Annotated in this window: 11 protein-coding genes; 9 read left to right on the forward strand and 2 right to left on the reverse strand. The window is 68.4% G+C overall.

Annotation, left to right across the window (positions count from 1 at the left end):
• Positions 1–329: 329 nt before the first annotated feature.
• The 5 genes from C8D78_RS15830 to C8D78_RS15850 all read left to right on the forward strand — a co-directional run bounded on the left by C8D78_RS15830 (position 330) and on the right by C8D78_RS15850 (position 6579).
• Entirely contained in the window at positions 330–1871 is a 1542-nt protein-coding gene (locus tag C8D78_RS15830) for a leucyl aminopeptidase (protein ID WP_120954828.1), read from the forward strand.
• 333 nt (positions 1872–2204) lie between these two features.
• The gene (lpdA, locus tag C8D78_RS15835) at positions 2205–3590 is read left to right on the forward strand and encodes a dihydrolipoyl dehydrogenase (protein WP_120954829.1); all 1386 of its coding nucleotides are present in this window, start codon (positions 2205–2207) and stop codon (positions 3588–3590) included.
• A gap of 126 nt (positions 3591–3716) precedes the next feature.
• The gene (gene sucB / locus C8D78_RS15840) at positions 3717–5444 is read left to right on the forward strand and encodes a 2-oxoglutarate dehydrogenase, E2 component, dihydrolipoamide succinyltransferase (RefSeq protein ID WP_120954830.1); all 1728 of its coding nucleotides are present in this window, start codon (positions 3717–3719) and stop codon (positions 5442–5444) included.
• 96 nt (positions 5445–5540) lie between these two features.
• Complete coding sequence (locus tag C8D78_RS15845) at positions 5541–5909, forward strand: hypothetical protein (protein WP_120954831.1); 369 nt, start codon at positions 5541–5543, stop codon at positions 5907–5909.
• Between the two features lie 241 nt (positions 5910–6150).
• The gene (locus tag C8D78_RS15850) at positions 6151–6579 is read left to right on the forward strand and encodes an OsmC family protein (protein WP_120954832.1); all 429 of its coding nucleotides are present in this window, start codon (positions 6151–6153) and stop codon (positions 6577–6579) included.
• A gap of 98 nt (positions 6580–6677) precedes the next feature.
• On the opposite strand, the gene C8D78_RS15855 is transcribed toward C8D78_RS15850, so the two are convergent.
• Positions 6678–10271 carry a S41 family peptidase gene (locus tag C8D78_RS15855; protein ID WP_120954833.1) on the reverse strand — a complete coding sequence of 1198 codons (3594 nt, stop codon included), beginning with the start codon at positions 10269–10271 and terminating at the stop codon, positions 6678–6680.
• 74 nt (positions 10272–10345) lie between these two features.
• On the opposite strand from C8D78_RS15855, the gene C8D78_RS15860 reads away from it, so the two are divergent.
• Positions 10346–11239, forward strand: a complete 894-nt coding sequence (locus tag C8D78_RS15860; protein WP_120954834.1) for a TIGR01777 family oxidoreductase — start codon at positions 10346–10348, stop codon at positions 11237–11239.
• Between the two features lie 134 nt (positions 11240–11373).
• On the opposite strand, the gene C8D78_RS15865 is transcribed toward C8D78_RS15860, so the two are convergent.
• Positions 11374–13551, reverse strand: coding sequence for a protein kinase domain-containing protein (locus C8D78_RS15865; RefSeq protein WP_120954835.1), 2178 nt, complete (start codon positions 13549–13551; stop codon positions 11374–11376).
• A 186-nt stretch (positions 13552–13737) separates the two neighbouring features.
• Between C8D78_RS15865 and lipB the strand changes: the two genes are divergently transcribed.
• The 3 genes from lipB to C8D78_RS15880 all read left to right on the forward strand — a co-directional run bounded on the left by lipB (position 13738) and on the right by C8D78_RS15880 (position 16250).
• Positions 13738–14406, forward strand: a complete 669-nt coding sequence (gene lipB, locus C8D78_RS15870) for a lipoyl(octanoyl) transferase LipB (protein ID WP_120954836.1) — start codon at positions 13738–13740, stop codon at positions 14404–14406.
• On the forward strand, positions 14403–15410 hold the full coding sequence (gene lipA, locus C8D78_RS15875) for a lipoyl synthase (protein WP_120954837.1): 1008 nt from the start codon (positions 14403–14405) through the stop codon (positions 15408–15410). The genes lipB and lipA overlap by 4 nt, the downstream gene beginning before the upstream one ends.
• Positions 15411–15500: 90 nt before the next feature.
• Entirely contained in the window at positions 15501–16250 is a 750-nt protein-coding gene (locus tag C8D78_RS15880) for a DUF4191 domain-containing protein (RefSeq protein ID WP_120954838.1), read from the forward strand.
• Positions 16251–16358: the final 108 nt, after the last annotated feature.

Here is a 16358-nt window from a genome sequence, read left to right on the forward strand (position 1 = left end):
CGCGTTCCGGCTCTCAGGCAGGTTCGGCGGAGGCAGAACCAGCACAGTCAGGCGGATCAGTCCGGAGAACAACTCGCCTCACGGCAGGCCGCTAACACTACAACGCGCCGCCGCCCGGGCTAATTCCTGCGCGGGGTGTGCTCCAGCTCTCATTCAATTGAATTTCCGGGCCGCGGAGAGGCTACGATCGGAACTGCCCCTTGGGCTTGCCAGCAAACACCGGGTTGCGTCCCAGAACGACGGCCGCCCGGGATCCGCGGCAGGACGCCGAACATGCAGTTCCTGCCGAAAATCACCGAGAACCAAACAGAGAATTGAGGACTGTCCTCGTGGTCAAGAATAGTGAAGTCAAACTTAGTGCAGTTGCAGGGGTTCAGTTGAAGTCCCCCAGCGATGCCCTCGTCATCGGCGTCGGGCAGGGCCCGGACGGCCCCGTCCTGCTCGACAACCCGCTGACGGCCAAGGCCGCCGAGGCCCTGGCTGAGTCACTGAATGTTCTTGGCATCACCGGCGCGGCAGACCAGGCCCACCGCCTCCCGGGCCTGCCGGAGGCCGGGGCCACCATCCTGCTCCTGGCCGGCGTCGGCAAGCTGCCGACGAGCAAAGCCTCAGCCAAGCAGCCCCTCTCCGAGGAGGCCCTCCGCCGTGCCGCCGGCTCGGCAGTGCGCCAGCTGGCCGGCGTCAGCACCGTGACCCTGGCACTCCCGACGACGACCCTGGCCGAGGTCGCCGCCGTCGCCGAGGGCGCCGCAATGGGCGCCTACTCCTACACGGAGTTCCGGTCCTCCAAGGACGGGCTGAAGGATCCGGTGAAGAACGTCGCCATCCTGACCGACTTCGCGGCGGACAAGGCACTCCAGCCGCTCCTGCGCCGGGCGTCCCTGATCGGCACTGCAGTCAACGCGACGCGCACGCTGGTCAACCAGCCGCCGAGCCACCTCTACCCCGAGTCGTTCGCCGAGGCCGCCAAGGAGCTGGCCAAGGGCCTGCCGGTCAAGGTGACGGTCTGGGACGAGAAGCGCCTCGAGAAGGAGGGCTTCGGCGGCATCCTCGGCGTCGGCAAGGGCTCCACACGCCAGCCGCGCCTCGTGAAGGTCGAATACGCTCCGGCCAAGGCCACGGCGAAGATCGCGCTCGTGGGCAAGGGCATCACCTTTGACACCGGCGGCATCTCCATCAAGCCCGCCCTGGGCATGGGGGACATGAAGAGCGACATGGCGGGCGCCGCCGTCGTGCTTAACACCGTGCTGGCCATCGCTGGCCTGGGCCTTCCGGTCAAGGCGACCGCCTGGCTGTGCATTGCCGAGAACATGCCCTCCGGCGCGGCCCAGCGTCCCGCCGACGTCCTGACCATGTTCGGCGGCAAGACGGTTGAGGTCTTGAACACCGACGCCGAGGGCCGCCTGGTCATGGCCGACGGCATCGTGGCCGCCGGCCAGGAATACCCGGACGCCATCATCGATGTCGCCACCCTCACCGGCGCCCAGCTGATTGCCTTGGGCGACCGCACCGCAGGCGTCATGGGCGCCGATTCCGTCACCGCCGCCATCAAGGCTGCCGCGGACCGCGCCGGCGAGCTCGTCTGGCCGATGCCCCTGCCCGAGGAGCTGCGCGCCAGCCTCGACTCGCAGGTCGCGGACATCGCCAACATTGGCGAACGGCACGGCGGCATGATGACCGCCGCGGTGTTCCTGCGCGAATTCGTCGGCAAGGGCATGGACGGGGAGCAGATCCCCTGGGCACACATTGACATCGCCGGCCCGTCGTTCAACAACGGCAGCCCCTACGGCTACAACCACAAGCAGGGCACGGGCTGCACCGTCCGCACGCTGGTGGCCTACGTCGAAGACCTCCTCCCGGCTTCTGCCTAACAGCACCGCCTGACGGCACCGCCTGACAGCACCGCCGAACAGCACTGCCGAACACGCCCGTCCGGACTTGCACGGCTTTGTGACCGGGGCCCTGATGCCCCGGCCACAAAGCCGCGTGACTCTGGACACAAGCGCTCCACAAACACCGTTACAAGGTGGAGCATGTATTAGTGGTTCGCTAAGGTGAACCTAGTTTTACCGGTTTCAAAGCAACAGACCCCAAAAGTTTCATTCATGAAAGGGAACCGGCCGGCTGGCACAATCACAGCAGGCAGGTTCCAAGACCAGATGATGCGTACTCTCGTGTCATCGTTCACGCGAGGGAGCGTTTTAGTGGCCGATCAGGCAACTGCGCAAGAATTCGACATCCTGGTACTCGGCGGCGGCAGCGGCGGCTACGCCACCGCCCTGCGTGCTGTCCAGCTCGGCCTCACCGTCGGCCTCATCGAAAAGGGCAAGCTCGGCGGCACGTGCCTCCACAACGGCTGTATTCCCACCAAGGCCCTGCTGCACTCCGCGGAGCTGGCCGACCACGCCCGCGATTCTGCCAAGTACGGCGTCAATGTGACTCTTGACAGCATCGACATCAACGCGGTCAATGCATACAAGGACGGCATCATTGCCGGCAAGTTCAAGGGCCTGCAGGGTCTTATCAAGGGCAAGAAGGGCATCACCGTCATTGAGGGTGAAGGCAAGCTTCAGGGCACCGACACCGTCGTCGTGAACGGCACCGCGTACAAGGGCAAGAACATTGTCCTCGCGACCGGCTCTTACTCCCGCACGTTGCCGGGCCTGGAAATCGGCGGCAAGGTCATCACCTCCGACGAAGCCCTCACCATGGATTACATCCCCAAGAGCGCAATCATCCTGGGCGGCGGCGTGATCGGCGTCGAATTCGCCTCGGTCTGGAAGTCCTTCGGCGTCGACGTCACCATCGTTGAAGGCCTCCCGTCGCTGGTCCCGAACGAGGACGCCACGATCGTCAAGGCCTTCGAACGCGCCTTCAAGAAGCGCGGCATCAAGTTCTCCACCGGCGTCTTCTTCCAAGGCGTTGAGCAGAACGACGACGGCGTCAAGGTCACCCTGGTGGACGGCAAGACCTTCGAAGCGGACCTCCTGCTCGTCGCCGTCGGCCGCGGCCCCGTCACAGCCAACCTCGGCTACGAAGACGCCGGGATCACTATCGACCGCGGCTTCGTCATCACCAACGAGCGCCTGCACACCGGCGTCGGCAACATCTTCGCCGTCGGCGACATCGTTCCGGGCGTCCAGCTGGCGCACCGCGGCTACCAGCAGGGCATCTTCGTCGCCGAAGAAATCGCCGGCCTGAAGCCCGTGACCGTCCAAGACGTCAACATCCCGAAGGTCACCTACTCCGAGCCGGAAATCGCGACGGTCGGCTACACCGAGAAGGCCGCCAAGGAGAAGTTCGGCGAAGACCAGATCCAGACTCAGGAGTACAACCTGGCCGGCAACGGCAAGAGCTCCATCCTGGGCACGTCCGGCCTGGTCAAGCTGGTCCGACAGAAGGACGGCCCCGTGGTCGGCGTCCACATGATCGGTGCCCGCATGGGTGAGCAGATCGGTGAAGCCCAGCTGATCGTGAACTGGGAAGCCTACCCGGAGGACGTGGCCCAGCTGGTCCACGCCCACCCCACCCAGAACGAATCCCTGGGCGAGGCGCACCTGGCGCTGGCGGGCAAGCCCCTCCACGGCTAAGCAGCCCCGCCCGCAGCACCGCAAGAACTCAGAGCTTGGTGCACCCGGCCCGAAATGCCGGGTGCACTAGGCTCGACCAAGGCAGCAATCATCCGCACTAAAATCAATAAGGAGAACGGGGACGACATGTCTGAATCCGTTAACTTGCCCGCCCTCGGTGAGAGCGTCACCGAAGGAACCGTCACCCGCTGGCTCAAGCAGGTCGGTGACCGGGTAGAGGTGGACGAGCCGCTGCTCGAAGTCTCCACCGACAAAGTAGACACCGAGATCCCCTCTCCGATCGCCGGCGTGATCGAGGAAATCCTCGTCGCCGAAGACGAGACCGCTGAAGTCGGAGCCCCCCTGGTGCGCATCGGCTCAGGCGAAGCCGCCCCGGCCGCAGCAGAGGCTCCGGCCGCCGCGCCTGCCGAAGAGGCCCCTGCCGCCCCGGCCGCCGAGGAGGCACCGGCCCCCGAGGCCGCGGCTCCCGCCGCCCCGGCCGCTAAGACTCCCGCCGCTGCACCGGTTTCTGCTCCGGCCGGCGAAGGACACGACGTCACGCTCCCGGCCCTGGGTGAAAGCGTCACCGAAGGCACCGTTACCCGCTGGCTGAAGAGCGTCGGCGACGCCGTGGAGGTCGACGAGCCCCTGCTCGAGGTCTCCACCGACAAGGTCGACACCGAAATCCCGTCCCCCGTCGCCGGAACCCTCCTGGAGATCCGCGTCAACGAGGACGAGACCGCCGAGGTCGGCTCCGTCCTGGCCGTGATCGGTTCCGCCGCCGCCGCCCCGGCTCCCGCCGCCGCACCCGCTCCGGCCGCCCCCGAAGCGCCCAAGCAGGAAGCTCCGGCGGCACCCGCCCCGGCAGCAGCTCCCGCTGCCCCGGCCCCGGTGGCCCCGAAGCAGGAAGCTCCCGCGAAGACCGAAGCGGCCGCATCTTCCGAGTCCGGCTATGTCACTCCCCTGGTCCGCAAGCTCGCCAACCAGCAGGGAGTCGACATCGCATCCCTGGCCGGCACCGGCGTCGGCGGCCGCATCCGCAAGCAGGACGTGCTGGCGGCCGCAGAGGCCAAGGCCGCTCCGGCCCCGGCCGCAGCCACCGCCCCGTCCGCCGCCCCGGCAGCTGCGCCGGCCGCAGGTGCGGTGTCCTCACTGCGCGGCACGGTGCAAAAGGCACCGCGCATCCGCCAGGTCATCGCCCGCCGCATGCGGGAGTCCCTGGACATCTCCACCCAGCTGACCCAGGTCCACGAGGTCGACATGACCAAGGTGGCCAAGCTGCGCGCCAAGGCCAAGAACTCCTTCCAGGCCCAGAACGGCTCCAAGCTGACCTTCCTGCCCTTCATCGCCAAGGCTGTTGCCGAGGCGCTGAAGCAGCACCCGAAGGTCAACGCCTCCTACGACGAGGACAAGCAGGAGATCACGTACCACAACGCCGAGCACCTGGCGATTGCCGTAGACACCGACAAGGGCCTGCTGGTCCCGGTCATCTCCGACGCCGGCGACCTGAACCTCGCCGGACTGGCCGGAAAGATTGCCGACGTCGCGGACCGCACGCGCAACGGCAAGATCGGCCCGGACGAGCTCTCGGGCGGGACGTTCAGCATCACGAACATCGGTTCCGTCGGCGCCCTGTTCGACACCCCGATCATCAACCAGCCGCAGGTGGCCATCCTGGGCACCGGCGCGATCGTCAAGCGCGCCGTGGTGGTTTCGGACGAAAACGGCGATGACTCGCTGGCCATCCGCTCCATGATGTACCTCTCCCTGACGTACGACCACCGCCTGGTGGACGGCGCGGACGCAGGTCGCTTCCTGCAGACGCTGAAGGCGCGCCTCGAAGCGGGCGCGTTCGAGGCGGATCTGGGGCTCTAAGCTCCAGCCCGCCCGATCGGGTAATCGAAGGGCACCTTCCCGCCAGGGAGGGTGCCCTTCGCTGTTTATGGACAGTTTGTCGCTAAGCTAAAGCCCATGACCATTCTTTTCTACTTCCTGCTGTTCCTGCACATCGTCGGCGCCTCCATGGTGGTCGGTATCTGGATCGCCAATATGAAGACCCCCACGGTGCACCCGCGCCAGCGGGACGGTGCTTTCGTGCAGCTGATCACCGGCATCGCCATGATGGGAATCCTGCCGATTCTGCACAACCAGAACCCGGCCGAGTTCGATCCCAACTACGTCAAGCTCGGCATCAAGTTCGCCATCGGCCTCGCCGTGGCCGCGCTTGCCTTCATCGGTGCCCGGAAGGTCAAGAAGGGCGAAGCTGTTTCCACCGGCCTCGCCCACAGCGTCGGCGGCCTGGGGCTGCTCAACGTGGCCATCGCCACCCTCTGGCAGTAGCCCTACCCTCAACACAGACGACGGCGACGCACCCACCACGGGTGCGTCGCCGTCGTCGTCCCTGATCCCGACCTCCTGATCCGGACCTCCTGAGCAGGACCGACGGCAGTGCCGGCGGCGGGTCCGACAATCCACTGACAGCGGACACCCGTGCGGCGTCCGGGCAGATTCCCTAGGATAGACACGGCACGATCCGGCATCACGCCTGATCGCTGATTCACAACGACGTCGAGGAGTGGACATGGCAACAACACGCACCGCACACACTGTATGGAATGGCGACCTGATGGCGGGTTCGGGGAACACCACCCTGGACAGCTCCGGGCTGGGCAACTTCGACGTCACGTGGAAGGCGCGCGCCGAGTCCGCCGAGGGCAAGACGAGCCCCGAGGAACTCATTGCTGCGGCTCACTCGGCCTGTTTCTCCATGGCCTTCAGCAACGGCCTCGCGCAGGCCGGGCACACCGCCGAAGAAATCAACACCAAGGCCGATGTCACCTTCGTGCCCGGCACCGGTATCACCGGCAGCCACCTGACCGTGACCGCACGCGTGCCCGGCCTTTCAGCGGAGGACTTCCAGCGCATCTCTGAGGAAGCCAAGACCGGCTGCCCCGTGTCGGCCGCGCTGACCGGCATCGAGATCACCCTCGACGCCACGCTGGTCTCCTAGGACCAAGCAGTCCGGGCCGGCCCAAGACCGGGACGCCCGTCAACGCCGAAGGCCCCCGTTCCCCCTTTGAGGGGAACGGGGGCCTTCGCTGTCCGGCCTTAGGCCGGGTTGCCGTTCTGCCGTGCGGGCAGCGGTGCGGGCCGGACCCGGCGGTAGCCCTCACGCAGCGGCGGACGGTCCGTGGGCAGTTCCTGGATCATTTCCTTCAACGCCCCGATTCCGTATTCCAGCTGCGGATCCGTGCCGGCGGCGTAGGCATGCGGCGGGAACGTCACCTCGATGTCCGGGGTGACACCGAAGTTCTCCACGCCCCAGCCCACACCACCGCCGAACCACGTGGCGTAGCGCGGCTGCGTGACGCCCGTTCCGTCGGCCAGCGCGAACCGGTTGTCTATGCCGACGACGCCGCCCCATGTCCGGGTGCCGATGACGGGACCGATCCCCCGCAGTTTGGAGACCTGGGTGATGATGTCGCCGTCGGAGCCGGCGAACTCGTCGGTGAGGATGATGACCGGACCCCGGGGCGCGTGGTGCGGGTACGTCCGCGGCTTTTCCCCGCGCGGCATGCTCCAGCCGGTCACCTTGCGTCCGATGAGTTCGGCCACGAGCTGGGAGGTGTGGCCGCCACGGTTCCGGCGGACGTCGACGATCAGCCCGTCCAGGGCAGTTTCGGTGTCGAGGTCGCGGTGCAACTGGGCCCAGCCATTGGCCATCATGTCCGGGATATGGAGGTAGCCGAACGTCCCGTTGGAGGCCTCCCGGACGGTCCGCCGGTTCCCGGCGACCCATTCCTGGTAGCGCAGACGCTCCTCATCCTTGACCGGGACCACTGCCACGCGGCGGTGTGCGCCCTCGGCGCTGCCGTGGCCGGCACCGTTGCGGAGGGTCAGCTCGACGGCGCGGCCGGCCGCACCGACCAGTTGCATCGCCGGGGTCAGCGAGTCCGTGAGTTCGACGCCGTCGATCGCCAGCAGGATATCGCCGGGCTTGGCGTCGGCGCCCGGCCGGGTCAGCGGCGAGGTGGCCAGCGGGTCGGAGGACTCGCCGGCCAGGATCCGGGTGATTTTCCAGCCCTCGCCGGTGAACTCGAGATCCGCGCCGAGCCGCCCCTGGGGGCTGCTGCCGTTCTCGGTCACGGCCATCGGCCGGACGTAGGCGTGCGACGTGCCGAGTTCGCCGTGCAGCTCCCACAACAGGTCCACCAGATCGTCGTGGGAGCCCAGGCGTGCCACCACCGGACGGTAGCGGGCGTGGACAGACTCCCAGTCCTGGCCGGCCATGTCCTCGGTCCAGAAGAAGTCGCGCTGGAGCCGCCATGCCTCGTCGAAGGCCTGGCCCCACACACTGATCGGGTCCAGCTGCACCCGGATGCGGCCGAGGTCCACCTTGACCAGCTGGCCCGAATCCTCGTCGGCCTTGGCGCCGGCCGGCGTAACCCGGATCTGCTTGTCCTGGATGAACACCACCTTTTCTCCGTCGCCGGAGATCCGGTAGCTGTCCAGGGCCTCCACGATGGTGGAGGTGCGGCGCTTGGCGAGGTCATAGCGGACCAGGCTGGGCGCGGCAGTCTTGTCCTCGAGGCTGGCCCGGCCTTCGCCGGTGGTGCCGGAGAGTTCGCTGTCCAGCCACAGCAGGGCGCCGGCGGCGGCGGTGAGCGACGAGTAGTTTCCTTGCGGCACAGGGACGCCGATGACGCGGTGCGCGAGGCCTTCGGCGTCGACCCGCACGGATGGCACCGCCGCCGCGGCGGACGGCGCTGCCGTGCCGGTGCCTGCAGGTGCCCCGGCGTCAGCGTTGATCTGAAGGTCGGTGCTGTCGATCTGAAGGTCGGTGCTGGGGCCGAACGGGGAGGGGGTGTCCGCGGCGAGGGCCACCAGGTACGGCTTGATCGGACTCGGGAAGGACAGATCGAAAGAGTGGCCGTCGTAGACCGGATCGAAGCTGCGGTTGGAGAGGAACGCGAGGTACTTGCCGTCCGGCGTGAACGACGGCGACTCGTCGCGGAACCGGCCGTCCGTGACGTCAATGATCTCGGTGTCCGAGCCGCCGTCGACCCTGGTGATCCGGATCCGGCTGCGGGAGCCGAAAGACGTCACCGGCTCGGACCAGCCGAGCCAGGCGGAATCCGGGGACCAGCTGAAGCCCTCGATGCTGCCCTCGCCGATGCTGCTGAGTTGGGACATGGTGCCGGCACGCGTGTCCACAAGGTAGATGTCACCGAACGAGGTGCCGACGGCCAGCCAGCGCCCGTCGGGGCTGGCCTCGATGGCGCTGGCCCGGCTGGGCTTTGGGAAGTCGATCCGGGTGAGTTCACCGGTGCCGGCCAGCCCCCGGGCGTCGGTGCCGGGACCGGTCGCGCCGGCATCGTCGCCGGCTCCGGAGCGCTCAGGGCCGGACCCCTCGCCGCTGTGTGCAGCGGACCCGGCGGGGACCGGGCTGGCCACCGGGCGGCTTGCCGCTGCGGGGCTTGGGGCGGAGCCGGTCAGCGCGGCGGCGGATACGGGCCTGGGAAGTGGCGTCCCGGCGCCGGTGCCATCGGACTGCGCTGGCGCCTGCACGGGCTGCTGGGCAGCCTTCGGTGCCACCAGGGATGCGCCAGCCAGGGGCGCGGCAATGGACTTCAGGTAGAGGGCATCCACGCCGGCGTGGTCGGCGACGTAGGCGATCCGGCCCTCCCCGAACGGCCGGGGCAGCCGGGCGCGCACTCCCGGGGTGGCCTCGATGACGCGCGAGGGGCCGTCCTTGTGCCGCAGCCAGTGGACGGTTCCGTGGGATTCGACGGCGCTGGACGCACCGGTGCGGTCCGGGATGACGTCGCCGAGGTGCCGTGAGGGCTTGAGCGGGGCGGGACGGCGTGCCTGCGAGGCGGAGCCCAGGGTTATGTCGAGTTTGACCGCCTCGGCGTCGAGGCTGTCCAGGAGCCAGAGTTCGCCGGCGGATTCGAAGATGACGCGCTCACCGTCCGTGGCGGCATGGCGGACGTAGAAGTCTTCGTGGTCGGTGTGACGCCGCACGTCGCTGCCGTTGGGCAGCACCGAGTAGAGGTTTCCGTAGCCCTCGTGGTCGGACAGGAACGCGATTCGTCCCTTGACCCAGAGCGGGTCCGTGAGGTTGCCGTCCAGGCCGGGCGCGAGCCGCTCATATTCGCCGTTTCCGTCGGTGTCGATCCACAACTTGCCGGCCGCGCCGCCGCGGTAGCGCTTCCACCAGGCTGGCTCGCGCGAGAGCACGCTGGCGAGCACCACGGGGCGTTCATCGCCTACGACCGGTCCGAACGCCACTGACTCGACCGGGCCGAACGGGAGTTCCTGCGCCCAGCCGCCGGTGACGGGAAGGCTGTAGGCGTGGGTGTGACGGCTGTCGGACTGGCGGAACGCGCTGGTGACCAGGACGTCGCCGTCGGGGGTGAAGCCCTTGACCCGGGTGGAGCTGTGGCCGAAGTAGCTCAGCTGGCGGTAGCCGCCGCCGTCGACATCCGCGGTGACCACCTCGGGGGCCGTTCCCTGGACAACCGTCCAGACCAGGCGCTTGCCGTCAGGGGTGAAGCGGGGATTGCGGACCGGCAGTTGGAGGGAGGAGACGCGCCAGGCACGGCCCCCGGCCACGGGTGCAATCCATACGTCGTCCTCGGCCACGAAGGTGACCAGATCGCCGTGGACATGCGGGAAACGGAAGTAACTCGAGGGGGTCATCGTTCGATCATAGCCACAAGGGCCGCCGCGGCCGGGAAAGTTTCGCCGCCGTGCCGGGCGTGGTGAGATGGATCATGCGAATCCTTGTTGCCGGAGCCTCCGGGCTGATCGGAACGGCCCTTTCCAACGCGCTGCGCACCGAAGGGCACGACGTCGTGGCCCTGGTCCGGCGTCCCTCGTCGTCGCCGGGCGAGTTCCAATGGGACCCCGCCGCCGGCCGGATCGATGACACCGCGCTGAAGGGCGCGGATGCGGTGGTCAACCTCTCCGGCGCCGGAATCGGAGACCGGCCGTGGACCCGGGCACGGATCGATGAACTCCGCAGTTCCCGGCTGGGGGCGACGCAGACCCTGACCGGCGCCATGGCACGCCTGGACACGCCCCCGGCCGTTTTCCTGAGCCAGTCGGCCTCGGGCTACTACGGCAACGCCGGTCCCGCCGTGCTGCGTGAGAACGCCCCTGCCGGTTCAGGCACACTGGCCCGGATCTGCGTGGATTGGGAGGCAGCGGCGCATGAGGCGCCCGACGGCGTCCGCGTTGTCACACCCCGCACCGGCGTCGTCCTGAGCCGCTCCGGCGGCGCCCTGGGCCGGCTGATGCCGCTGTTGCGCCTCGGCATCGGCGGCCCGCTCGGCAACGGCCGGCAGTACTGGCCGTGGGTCACCCTGCCGGACGTCGCGGGCGCCTTTTCGTTCCTGCTCTCTGCCCCTGTGTCCGGGCCGGTCAACGTCTGCGCGCCCGAGAGCGCCGACGTGAACTCCCTGATCGGCCGGCTGGCCGAGGCCCTGCACCGGCCGGCGCTGCTCCGGGTTCCCGCCCCGGTGCTGCGGCTCGTCATGGGTCAGCTCGCCGACGAACTGCTCCTCGCCAGCCAGAAACTCGAACCGGCGGTCCTGGCCGGTAACGGCTTCGAGTGGCAGCACCCGTCCCTCGCCGAGGCCGTGGCGTGGGTGGCGGACCGGGACTAGGAACGGCCTGCAGGCCGGGGCCGGCCGGTTCCGGTTAGCCTCGAGCCGCTGGACGACCGCGGCCGGCTCGGGCCGGCTCCGGCTGGCTCCGGCTAAGACGACTCCACTGAGCGGACACTGCTTGCCGGACCCGGCTAACCGGCAGGATCCCCCGCGAGGACCTGCGCAATCCGCCACCGTCCGTCAACGTTGACCAGGACCAGGCGCAGCCTGGATTCTCCCCCGGCCGGGGCCCGCGCCACCACGGCCCCGGCTGTATCGCGTTCCTGGTACGCGGAGGTTGAGGTGCGGACGGCCACGACGGTCCGGGCGGGGCCGGGCTCCGCGACTGTCCGCACGCTCGTCAGCACGGTTTGGAATCCGGACAGGATGTGCCCGGACTTCGCCAGCGGGGCGGCGATCCCGGCGTCCGCGGCCGCGGCGTCCGAGCCCGGAACGTTCACTTCCTCGAGCAGCCCTAATCTCCCCGATCGAAAAGCCTGTGAACGCAAGGCGGCAAGCCCCCTCACTGCCTCTGCCGGGTCTGCAGATCCCAGGAGATCCCGGAGCTCGGCCGGGATGGCGTCGACGGCGGCGCCGGGCGTTGCCGGGCCCGGCGCCGCCGTCGGCGGGTGGGATGCCGCGAATAATTCCGGGATGCCCGCTCCCCCGGGCAGCCGGGCCACCCCGAAACCGGCGAGCAAGACCACAGCAATCACCGATCCGGCCCACAGTTTCCGACGACCCCGACGACGGCCCGGCGCCGGAGTGCCGCGCCTGCTGGCAGGCCCGGCTTCTGCCCGCATACCGCGACGGGTGCCGCGTCGGGTACCGGGCGCAGGCTCCTGCCGGGCGAAGTGGCCGGCGTCGTGCCGGATCCGATCCCCCGCGTCGCGGCGTGCCTCTTTAGGAGCGTCGTCCGCGGTGTCCAGCACGCCGTCCGTCACGCCATCCCGCCCGCCATCCCTCACGCCATCCGTCACGCCGTTCCGCACGCCGTTCCGCACGCCGTTCCCAACGCCGGCCGGTCCCGTCCTGGCGGAGCGCCGACCGGAGTCGGACAACGGACCAGCCTCCGACCACGGTCCGGCGGCGGAGCGCCTCGCAGTGCCACCAGAGGCAGCGTGCCGCCCCGCGGTGGGCGACATCCTGGAATGCGCCCCCTGTGCCGCTGCGGGAGGCCGCGCCCCTGGCACCGCCGTGCGAGACCACGCCCCTGCCGGAGCCGTGCGCGCGGCGCGTGTGTTGGCAGCGAACGGGACGCTGCCGGGCCGGTGACCGATATCCGCCGGGGCGCCGGTCTCATGTGCCGCGGCGGGACCGGCAGCACGTCTCTGCGCCAATTGCGGTCGCCCTGGCGCCCACCGGCGGAACCACCCGCGGACCCGTTCCGCCCGACGCTCCCGGGCATTCCGCGGCACGGCGCCGCGGGTCAGCAGCTGCGGAACCACCGACGGATGCGCTGTGACGGAGAGGTCCACCGGCTCGGCCGCACTGCTGCGATAGACCGCGGCGGCCAGCTCCGCGGCCGTGGGGCGGCACCGTGGATCCTCCGCGAGTCCGGCCTCCAGGGCCGCGGCCAGCGCCGGCGGGACGTCCGGCACCAGAAGCGGCAGCGGCGGCCGCCGGGCACCCGGGACCGGCGGCCTGCCCGTCAGGCAATACCAGCCGAGGGCCGCGAGTGAATACACGTCGCGCTCCGGCTGAAGGCCCGCCCGGACTGCATGCACCGGGGAAGGATCGGAAAAGCCCGCCGTCCCGGCGTCGCCGGCCGGTCCGGCGTCGGCCACTAACCGGGCCATGCCGGCATCGGCAAGGAGCGGCTTTCCGTGCGCCGTGAATAAGACGTTTCCTGGTGAGACATCGCCGTGGCTGACGCCGTTTTCGTGCAAGTACTCCAGAGCCTGCCCGATCGGGGTCAGGATCGTCACGGTTTCACCCGCAGCAAGCCGGCCCCGGCCCGCCACGAGCTCGGCCACCGATCCCCCGGGCGCATAGTCCAGTAACAGCCCTAGCGCGTCGCCTCCTTCCGGCCGGGACGGCGGAACACGGAGGCGCAGCACGGTGTGGGCCCGGAGCAGGTGGTCGTGGTCCAGCGCCGAGAGTATAAGGAGCTCCCGCCGCATTGCCTGACCGGTCTCCGGAGCCCCCATCCCGCCGTCGTCCTCCCCCGCAGCGCCGACGGTGTCGAAGCACTTGAGGGCGAATTCCCTGCCTGTTGACCGCTCGGTCACCAGCCACACCGCGGCTGTCCCGCCGCGCCCGAGCAGGCGTCCGACGTCGTAACCGGGAACCTCGGGGCCGGTACTGCCGCTGTCGCGGAAAGCTTCCATATCCAAGAGATAGCCGATCCCGCGGAAGCGTGCAGAAGTTATCCACAGGCAAGCCCTGTGCCGCGACCCTGACCAAGGACCACCAGCCCGGCAGGACCGTTGAGGGCGCTGAGGACGCTGAGGACAGGGGTGAGAGCTTAAGCACACAAACGGGCAGTGGGTGCGGCGGGGTCTAAGCTTGATGCCATGACTCTTGAGTTCAAACAGTTGGGTCTCGCCCCGGACTTCATCGACTACACGCGCGGATGGGACCTCCAGCGCGAATTGCACGAGAAGGTCCTCGCCGGAACTGCGCCCAGCACCGTACTACTGCTCGAACACTCCGCCGTTTACACCGCCGGAAAGCGCACCGAAGACCACGAACGGCCCTTTGACGGAACCCCCGTCGTGGCCGTGGACCGCGGCGGCAAGCTCACGTGGCACGGCCCCGGCCAGCTGGTGGGCTACCCGATCATCAAGCTGAAGAATAAGGCCGGCATCCGCGACTACGTGGAGCGGCTGGAATCGGTGATCATTGCCGTGCTCGCGGACTACGGCATCGAGGCCGTGCGCATCAAGGGCCGCGCGGGGGTCTGGATCGAACAGGACGCGAAGGGCCCGGACCGCAAGATCGCAGCCATCGGCATCCGCGTGCACGAGGGCGTCACCATGCACGGCTTCGCGATCAACTGCAACAACGATCTGGCCCCCTACGGCCAGATTATTGCCTGCGGCATCACCGACGCCGGAGTCACCACGATCGCCCAGGAACTCGGCAGGGACGTCACCCCGGCGGACCTCGTGTCGCGGATCACCGAAGAACTGCGCAACAATGAAGAAGCCCTAGTTGCAACCCCAGAAGGAGCTCTACTGTGACACTGGCACCAGAAGGCCGGAAGATGCTGCGCATTGAGCAGCGAAACGCGGCCACACCGGTGGAACGTAAGCCGGAATGGATCAAGGCCAAGGTCCAGATGGGCCCCGAGTTCGTCCAGCTCAAGAATCTCGTCAAAAAGGAAGGCCTCCACACTGTGTGTGAAGAGGCCGGCTGCCCCAACATCTTCGAGTGCTGGGAAGACAAGGAGGCCACCTTCCTGATCGGCGGCTCCGAATGCACCCGTCGCTGCGACTTCTGCCAGATCGACACCGGCAAGCCCTCGCCTGTGGACATGTTCGAGCCCACCAAGGTGGCACGTTCGGTGCAGGCCATGCAGCTCCGCTATGCCACCGTGACCGGCGTTGCCCGCGACGACCTCGCCGACGAGGGCGTCTGGCTCTATGCCGAAACGGTCCGCAAGATTCACGAACTGAACCCGGGCACCGGCGTCGAACTGCTTATTCCTGACTTCTCCGGCAAGCCCGATCACATTGCGGCCATCTGCGACTCCAAGCCCGAGGTCTTCGCCCACAACGTGGAAACCGTGCCCCGGATCTTCAAGCGCATCCGCCCGGCCTTCCGCTACGAGCGCTCCCTGGACGTCATCACCCAGGGCCGCAAGCTCGGCATGGTGACCAAGTCCAACCTGATCCTGGGCATGGGCGAAACCCGCGAGGAAATCTCGGAAGCACTGCGGGACCTGCACGAGGCCGGGTGCGACCTGATCACCATCACCCAGTACCTGCGCCCGTCCGAGCGCCACCTTCCGGTGGATCGCTGGGTCAAGCCGCAGGAGTTCGTTGACCTGCAGCAGGAAGCGGACGAGATCGGCTTCCTGGGCGTCATGAGCGGCCCCCTGGTGCGGTCTTCCTACCGCGCCGGCCGGCTCTGGGCCACCGCGATGCGCAAGAAGGGCTGGGAAATCCCGGCCGAGCTCGCCCACATCGAAAGCTCGGGAAGCACCCGCCAGGAAGCCAGCTCGCTGCTCGCGGCGCATTCCTGATCCTGCCGCAACACCGTTCCTCCTAGGGGCCGGCACCGGATGATTCCGGCGTCCGGCCCGTAGCCGTCAATCACGTAGAATTAAGGCACTATGGCGAATTCCCCTGATTCCAGCACCTCCAGCCCGGCTTCCGATGCTCCGAAGCGCGGTCTTTTCTCCCGTAAGCCCAAGGAAGCAAAGGCCAAGAAGCCGAGCCGGCTGAAGCAGATCGGCGAGGTCTTCCAGATGACCCGCCGCCACGATCCCATGGTTCCGTGGCTCATGTTGCTGGCGTTCCTGGGTGTAGTCGCCGTCAGCCTCCTGGTTGGTTTCCTGCTGGATAACTGGGTCACCGGCCTGATCATCGGCATCGCCTTGGGCGCCATTGCCGCCACCTTGATCCTGTCCCGCCGCGCCGAGCGCGCCGCGTTCGCGCAGATCGAGGGACAGCCGGGTGCCTCCGGCGCCGCCTTGGGCACGCTCAAGCGCGGCTGGATCACCGAGGACCAGCCGGTCGCCGTCAACCCGCGCACGCAGGACGCTGTCTTCCGCGCCATCGGCCGGCCCGGCGTTGTGCTGGTCAGCGAGGGCCCCAGCAACCGGGTCAAGCCGCTGGTCGACGCCGAACGCAAGCGGCTCGCGCGCATCCTGCCCAACGTCACCATCCACGTGATCGAGAGCGGCCGCGGTGAGGGCCAGGTGCCGCTCAGCCAGATCGCCAAGAAGATGAACAAGCTCAAGGGCGAACTGACCAAGACCGAGGTCAGCGCGGTATCCAAGCGCATTTCCTCGCTCGGCGGCCGCCTGCCGATCCCGAAGGGCATCGATCCCTACAAGGCCCGTCCGACCCGCGGGCGCTAACCTACCCGCAGCAGCGTTCGCCAGCAGGCCAGCAAGACAGAACCGCCCCGGTTGACGGCCATCTCAGGCCGCCAGCCGGGGCTGTTCTTGTTTATGTCCGACGTCGTC

This window comes from Arthrobacter oryzae (assembly GCF_003634095.1).
Taxonomy (GTDB): Bacteria; Actinomycetota; Actinomycetes; order Actinomycetales; family Micrococcaceae; genus Arthrobacter; species Arthrobacter oryzae.

Coding starts and splice junctions, on each gene's coding strand:
- sucB (WP_120954830.1), top strand. CDS start 3,717: ATGTCTGAATCCGTTAACTTGCCCGCCCTCGGTGAGAGCGTCACCGAA.
- C8D78_RS15845 (WP_120954831.1), top strand. CDS start 5,541: ATGACCATTCTTTTCTACTTCCTGCTGTTCCTGCACATCGTCGGCGCC.
- C8D78_RS15850 (WP_120954832.1), top strand. CDS start 6,151: ATGGCAACAACACGCACCGCACACACTGTATGGAATGGCGACCTGATG.
- C8D78_RS15855 (WP_120954833.1), bottom strand. CDS start 10,271: ATGACCCCCTCGAGTTACTTCCGTTTCCCGCATGTCCACGGCGATCTG.
- C8D78_RS15860 (WP_120954834.1), top strand. CDS start 10,346: ATGCGAATCCTTGTTGCCGGAGCCTCCGGGCTGATCGGAACGGCCCTT.
- C8D78_RS15865 (WP_120954835.1), bottom strand. CDS start 13,551: ATGGAAGCTTTCCGCGACAGCGGCAGTACCGGCCCCGAGGTTCCCGGT.
- lipB (WP_120954836.1), top strand. CDS start 13,738: ATGACTCTTGAGTTCAAACAGTTGGGTCTCGCCCCGGACTTCATCGAC.
- C8D78_RS15880 (WP_120954838.1), top strand. CDS start 15,501: ATGGCGAATTCCCCTGATTCCAGCACCTCCAGCCCGGCTTCCGATGCT.